The 5,904-nt window shown below is 74.2% G+C and carries 8 protein-coding genes; 6 read left to right on the top strand and 2 right to left on the bottom strand.

Going from position 1 to position 5,904, the window contains the following annotated elements:
* Positions 1-94 precede the first annotated feature (94 nt).
* Positions 95-439, bottom strand: coding sequence for a hypothetical protein (locus ACI8AD_RS24820; protein WP_456873197.1), 345 nt, complete (start codon positions 437-439; stop codon positions 95-97).
* Positions 440-578: 139 nt separating this feature from the next.
* On the opposite strand from ACI8AD_RS24820, the gene ACI8AD_RS24815 reads away from it, so the two are divergent.
* Genes ACI8AD_RS24815 through ACI8AD_RS24800 form a run of 4 tightly spaced genes read left to right on the top strand, consistent with a single transcriptional unit; the run spans position 579 to position 2,611 of the window.
* The gene (locus ACI8AD_RS24815) at positions 579-1,712 is read left to right on the top strand and encodes a baeRF2 domain-containing protein (RefSeq protein ID WP_456873196.1); all 1,134 of its coding nucleotides are present in this window, start codon (positions 579-581) and stop codon (positions 1,710-1,712) included.
* Positions 1,713-1,726: 14 nt separating this feature from the next.
* Positions 1,727-1,984, top strand: coding sequence for a DUF2795 domain-containing protein (locus tag ACI8AD_RS24810; RefSeq protein WP_089403044.1), 258 nt, complete (start codon positions 1,727-1,729; stop codon positions 1,982-1,984).
* Between the two features lie 10 nt (positions 1,985-1,994).
* On the top strand, positions 1,995-2,225 hold the full coding sequence (locus tag ACI8AD_RS24805; RefSeq protein WP_089403043.1) for a hypothetical protein: 231 nt from the start codon (positions 1,995-1,997) through the stop codon (positions 2,223-2,225).
* Entirely contained in the window at positions 2,222-2,611 is a 390-nt protein-coding gene (locus ACI8AD_RS24800) for an acyl-CoA thioesterase (protein ID WP_456873198.1), read from the top strand. Before ACI8AD_RS24805 ends, ACI8AD_RS24800 begins: the two co-directional genes overlap by 4 nt.
* 9 nt (positions 2,612-2,620) lie before the next feature.
* Here the strand turns inward: ACI8AD_RS24800 and ACI8AD_RS24795 are convergent, their stop codons facing one another.
* Positions 2,621-3,640 (bottom strand): LacI family DNA-binding transcriptional regulator, encoded by a 1,020-nt coding sequence (locus ACI8AD_RS24795; protein WP_456873195.1) that lies wholly within the window; start codon positions 3,638-3,640, stop codon positions 2,621-2,623.
* Between the two features lie 168 nt (positions 3,641-3,808).
* Here ACI8AD_RS24795 and ACI8AD_RS24790 point away from each other — a divergent pair, with 168 nt between their 5' ends.
* On the top strand, positions 3,809-5,002 hold the full coding sequence (locus ACI8AD_RS24790; protein ID WP_456873194.1) for an endo-1,4-beta-xylanase: 1,194 nt from the start codon (positions 3,809-3,811) through the stop codon (positions 5,000-5,002).
* A 125-nt stretch (positions 5,003-5,127) separates the two neighbouring features.
* Entirely contained in the window at positions 5,128-5,865 is a 738-nt protein-coding gene (locus ACI8AD_RS24785) for a polysaccharide deacetylase family protein (RefSeq protein ID WP_456873192.1), read from the top strand.
* The last annotated feature ends 39 nt before the right edge of the window (positions 5,866-5,904 follow it).

Here is a 5,904-nt window from a genome sequence, read left to right as displayed (position 1 = left end):
GTCATCGGGGCCGGGGGGGGGGGGCGAGGGGGCGGGCGGCGGGGGGCGGGGGGAGCGGCCCGCGCGGGGCCCCCCCCCCCCCGGGACCGGTGGATCAGCCGGTCGAGCGGGGCTGGGCGGGGTTGGTGGGGTCGCCCTGCGACGGAGGGTTCATGGCAGGTCCGGTGGTCGCCTCCGACACCTTGGAGCCCGCCGAGGCGTGCACCGGGTCGTCCGCGGCGGCAGCGGCCGGGTCACCGCCGGAGGGCTGCGCGCCCTCGTGGAGGGACGTCAGCCGGTTCTCCATCGCGATGACGACCTGCAGGCGGTTCGCGTGGGCCCGCTCGTAGTCGAGCAGCGTCTGCAGGCCGGTCGCGTCCAGCGTGCGGATGCGCGAGATCAGTCCCTCCACCGGCAGGTGGTCGTAGTCGGGCAGCGGCAGCTGGTCGTGCTCGGTCATGGCGAGGCGCCTACCCCTGCCCGCCGGATCCGACACGGTGTGTGGCGGTCGGGCCGGTGGGTAGGCGGCGGTGCAGTGCGCGTCCCGCCGAGGACGCCGTCTGCACCCGACACCAGCACCGAGGAAGTGGTCTGCACCCATGGACGTGTCGTTCCTGGCACCGGTCTTCGAGGCCCCCGGCCCCTTCGCCACCGTCACCGCCGACGTCACCCACGTCACCGAGAACGCCGACGCCGAGCTCGACCTGCGCGTGCGCGCGATCGCCGAGCGGCTCACCGAGCAGGGCGCGCCGGAGGCCGTCGTCGAGGCGGTGCGCAGCCGGCTGCTGGAGGGCAACGACGGCGGCGAGGCCGGCACGGTCCGCGGCCGCGCGGTCGTCGTCGCCTCCGACGGCACCGTCGTCTTCGACTCCCAGCTCGGCGACGTGCCGCGCCAGGAGCTGGCCGAGTGGTCGCCGACCCCCGACCTGCTGCCGGTGCTGCGCGCGCTGCCCGGCCGCATCCCGCACGTCGTCGTCCTCACCGACCGCACCGGGGCCGACCTCACCCTCGCCAGGCTCCCCGGCCACGCCGAGGAGGAGGAGACGGTGAAGGGCGACACCTTCCAGATCCGCAAGTTCCAGGGCGGCGGCTGGGCGCACCACCGCTACCAGCACAACGCCGAGAACAAGTGGGTGCACAACGCCGACGACGTCGCCGAGCACATCGCCTCGGTCGTGCGCCGGGTGCACCCCCGCTTCGTCCTGCTCGCCGGCGACATGCGCGCCCGGCAGATCCTCACCGACCGCGCCAGCGGGCTGTGGTCGGACCTCATCGTCTCCATCGACGAGGGCGGCCGGGCCGCCGGCGCCGACCGCGAGCCGGTCGAGCGCAAGGCCGCCGAGCTCGTCGCCGAGCACGAGGCGCGCGACGAGGCCGAGATCGTCGAGAAGATCAGCTCGGCCGGCGCCCACGGCCTGGCCGTGACCGGCACCGCCAACGTCGTCGAGGCGCTGCGCAAGGCGCAGGTGGAGACGCTCGTGCTCGCCGACCCGGCCGACGACGAGAAGCTGCTCGTGGGCGCCACGCCGCTCGAGCTCGGCGTCGACCAGTCCGACATGGACGCCCTCGGCGTGCAGGAGGTCCACTCGGTGCCCGCCGGGAGCGCGCTGCTCGCGGCCGCGGTGGCCAGCACGGCCGGCGTCGTCGTCGTGCCGCGCGCGGCCATGCCCGGCGACATCCCGGTCGCGGCGATCCTGCGCTACACCGACGACTCCACCCCCACCCCGCAGTGACGGAGGCAGCAGCCATGACCGACCCGCACCAGGAGGGCACCCCCGCCGGCACCAGCCCGGCCGACGTCGACCGGCGCGCGGCGATCGCCGAGGCGCTGGGCAAGGAGGTCTGGCCCGCCGACCGGGACGCGCTGGTCGCCAAGGCGCAGGAGTCGAACGCCACCGACCGGGTGCTCGGCGACCTGCGCCGGCTGCCGGCGGGGCAGCAGTTCGAGAACGTGCAGGACGTGGCCCGGGCGCTGGGCATCGGCACCGAGCAGCAGCGGTTCTGAGGAGGACCCGGTGGTCACCCAGAAGGAGCCCAGCCCCGAGGCGCTGGCCAACGTCACCGAGCACAACATCGAGACGCGTGCCGACCTGCTGCCCGAGGAGGCGGCGATGAAGGGCAGCGGCATGGAGGAGGTCGCCGCGGAGGTGATCCTCGCCGAGTCCGAGGAGCGCACCGTGCACCCCGACCCGGACGACGCCCAGGGCGCGCACCGCCGGTCGGCGGAGACGGCGGACCTGCCCTGAGCGGGCCGTACGAGCACCCGGTCCAGCTGCGCTGGTCGGACACCGACCTCTTCGGGCACGTCAACCACGCCCGGGTGCTGGGCCTGCTCGAGGACGCCCGGCTGGCGATGGCCGACCCCACGCCGGGGGCGGGGATCATCCTGGCCCGGCTGGAGGTCGACTACCTGCGGCAGGTGCACTACCGCGCCGGTGAGCACCTGACCGTCGTCAGCTCGGTGACCCGGCTGGGCCGCAGCTCCATCGGCGTGCGCCAGGAGCTCGCCCAGGACGGGCAGCCGGCGCTGCGCGCGGAGATGGTGCTGGTCAACTTCGACTACGCCGCCGACGCCTCGGCTCCCATGACCGAGGAGCAGCGCGCCCACTGGTCGCAGTGGCTGGTGGAGTGACGGCCGGCGTCAGCCGGGCGGGGGCGCCGTGCTGTCCCGGACCACCAGCCGGGTGGCGAGCTCGATCCGTGGCCCCTCGACCGGCTCCCCCTGCACCAGCCGCAGCACGGTGCGGGCGGCCAGCATGCCCATCTGGGCGAGCGGCTGGTGCACGGTGGTCAGCGGCGGCGAGGACCACTGCGCCTGGGGGAGGTCGTCAAACCCGACGACGCTGAGGTCCTCGGGCACCCGCAGGCCGCGCCTGCGGGCGGCCTCGTAGACACCGAGGGCCATCTGGTCGTTGGCGGCGAACACCGCCGTGGGCCGCTCGGCGAGGCGCAGCAGCCGGTCGGCGCACTCGGACCCGGACCGGTAGCCGAAGTCGCCCTCCAGCACGAGCGCGGGGTCGACGGCCACGCCGGCGGCGCCGAGTCCCGCGCGGTACCCGTCGAGGCGGGCCCGGCTCGACCACAGGGGAGCGGGGCCCCCGACGAACCCGATCCGCCGGTGCCCCAGGCCGGTGAGGTGGTCGGTGGCGCTCAACCCGCCGGCCCAGTCCGTCGCGCCGATCGTCGGCACGTCGAGGGAGGGGACCCCGGCCGGGTCGACCACCACGGCCGGGACCTGCAGCTCCTGCAGCTCCGACCGCAGGGCGGGGTCGAGCTCGCTGGTGACCAGGATGGCGCCGTCGCTGGCCCGTGCTGCGAGGTTCTCCAGCCACACGCGCGTGGCGCTGGCGCGGCGGTGGATGGCGGTGACGACGGTGCCGACCCCCTCGGCGTGGGCGGCGTCCTCGACGCCGCGGATGATCTCGACCGCCCAGGGGCTGTCGAGGTCGTTGAAGACGAGGTCGACGAGCCGCGCCCGCTCGCGGGGGCGGGCACCGCGGCGCTGGTAGCCGTGCTCGCGCAGCAGCTGCTCGACGCGCTCGCGGGTGTGCGGTGCGACGTCGGAGCGCCCGTTGAGGACCCGGGACACGGTCGGCAGGGAGACGCCCGCCTCCGCCGCGATCGCCGCGATCGTGACGGCGCGGCCCTGACTGTCGGTCACCCGTTCCTCCTCGTCGGCGGGTCCAGCGTAGGGCCGCCCGTCCGTGGAACGGCCGCACCGCACGGATCGAGACGGCGCCTTGACGCACAGCGACGGGTCTCCGTAACGTGGCTCACGTTCCGGAAACTCCCGGAAACTCCTCCGTCACCTCTCGGAAGGTCTGTCTGCATGCGTGCACGCACGTCCCGCGTCCTCACCCGGGGCGCCCTGGGGATCGGTCTGCTGCCCGTCCTCCTGTCGGCAGCGGTGCTGCCCGCCGCCGCGGCTCCCGCGAAGGAGGCGCCGCCGAGCCACGCCAACGAGGACCAGTCCTACGGCCAGGCCAAGAAGAACGGCCTGCGCACGGTCGCGCCCGACGACCTGGTCATCGGCACCGCGGCCGCCGGTGGCGGGCACCACGTGGACGCCGGCTACCCGGATCCGTTCACCTACGACAAGGAGTACCGGCGCATCCTCGCGGCGGAGTTCAGCTCCGTCTCGCCCGAGAACCAGATGAAGTGGGACTTCATCCACCCCGAACCGGGCGTCTACAACTGGGGGCCGGCCGACGCGATCGTCGACTTCGCCGAGGCCAACGGGCAGGTCGTCCGCGGGCACACCCTGCTCTGGCACAGCCAGTTGCCCGCCTGGGTGCACGAGATCGAGGACCCCGAGGAGCTCCGCGCGGTCCTCAAGGAGCACATCCAGACCGTGGTCGGCCGCTACGCCGGCCGCATCCAGCAGTGGGATGTCGCCAACGAGATCTTCGCCGACACGTGGGACGACGGCGGCGTGCGGCTGCGGGACGGCTCGACGGGTGCCACGGCCAACCCGTTCATCGAGAAGCTGGGCCCGGGCATCATCGCCGACGCCTTCCGCTGGGCCCACGAGGCCGACCCGGAGGCGAAGCTCTTCCTCAACGACTACGCGGTCGAGGACTGGAACGAGAAGAGCACCGCCTACTACGACCTGGCCAGGCAGCTGCTCGCCGACGACGTCCCGCTGGACGGCTTCGCCTTCCAGGCGCACCTCGACCTGCAGTACCCCTTCCCGGGCACCCTGCAGGCCAACATGCAGCGCTTCGACGACCTGGGCCTGGAGACCGCGATCACCGAGCTCGACGTCCGGTTCACGCTGCCGGAGGACGGCCGGCCCACCCCGGAGCTGCTGCAGGAGCAGGCCGACACGTACCAGGGAGTCCTCGAGGCCTGCCTGGCGGTCGAGGACTGCAACTCGTTCACCATCTGGGGCTTCACCGACAAGTACTCCTGGGTGCCGAGCTTCTCGGCGGGCCAGGGCGCGGCGACCGTGATGTTCGAGGACTACGAGCGCAAGCCGGCCTACTGGGCTCTGCACGAGACCCTCGCCGCGGCGCAGGACTGACCACGGTCCGACCACGCACGACCTGACCGCCGGGCGGTCGCCACGAGGTACGGCGACCGCCCGGCGTCACCGGCCACCGCGGGACGGCCACCCGGGCCGGCCCGACCACGTTCCAGGGGGAGTCCATGACCACGTCCCGCAGGCGCGCGCTGCGCCTCGCCACCGCACCGCTGGCCCTCGGCGCACTGCTCCTCGGTGTCGCGCCGGCGCAGGCCGGCGGCGCCGGGCCCGGCCCGGGCCAGGGCGGCCCGGCGACCGACGAGATCGTCACCACCACGAAGCTGGAGGGCCGGGTCGCCGCCCTCACCTTCGACGACGGGCCCAACCCGCACGACACCCCGCGGCTGCTCGACGTGCTCGCGGAGCACGACGTGACGGCGGTGTTCTGCCTGTGGGGTGACGTCGTCCGTGAGAACCCGGACCTGGTCCGGCGGATCGTGGCGGCGGGGCACACCCTCTGCAACCACACGATGCACCACGACGACCTGACCGACTGGTCGCCGGAGGCCGTCCGCGCCGACCTGGAGGCCACCTCCGCGCTCATCCACGAGATCGTGCCGGGCGCGCCGATCCCGTACTTCCGTGCTCCGTACGGCGCCTGGGGGCAGAGCCCGCAGATGGCCGCCGACCTGGGCATGCAGCCGCTCGGCTGGACCGTGACGATCGAGGACTGGGAGACCCAGGACGCCGACGTCCTCACCGAGCGGCTCGAGACCCGGGTGCGGGCCAACCCCGGCGCGGTCGTCCTGCTCCACGACGGCCCGGTCATGGACCGCAGCGGCACCGTCGAGGCCGTGGCCCGCGTCATCCCGGAGCTCGAGGCGGAGGGCTGGCGCTTCCACAAGCCCGACCGCCGCGGCTGACCCGCTCCTGCGGCCGGGTGCCGTCCGTGGCACCCGGCC

The organism is Geodermatophilus sp. SYSU D00766 (assembly GCF_054049915.1).
The sequence above is the reverse complement of the archived record's forward strand: the minus strand, read 5'-3'. Positions and strand labels throughout refer to the sequence as shown.

Coding starts and splice junctions, on each gene's coding strand:
- ACI8AD_RS24785 (WP_456873192.1), top strand. CDS start 5,128: ATGACCACGTCCCGCAGGCGCGCGCTGCGCCTCGCCACCGCACCGCTG.
- ACI8AD_RS24790 (WP_456873194.1), top strand. CDS start 3,809: ATGCGTGCACGCACGTCCCGCGTCCTCACCCGGGGCGCCCTGGGGATC.
- ACI8AD_RS24820 (WP_456873197.1), bottom strand. CDS start 439: ATGACCGAGCACGACCAGCTGCCGCTGCCCGACTACGACCACCTGCCG.
- ACI8AD_RS24810 (WP_089403044.1), top strand. CDS start 1,727: ATGACCGACCCGCACCAGGAGGGCACCCCCGCCGGCACCAGCCCGGCC.
- ACI8AD_RS24815 (WP_456873196.1), top strand. CDS start 579: ATGGACGTGTCGTTCCTGGCACCGGTCTTCGAGGCCCCCGGCCCCTTC.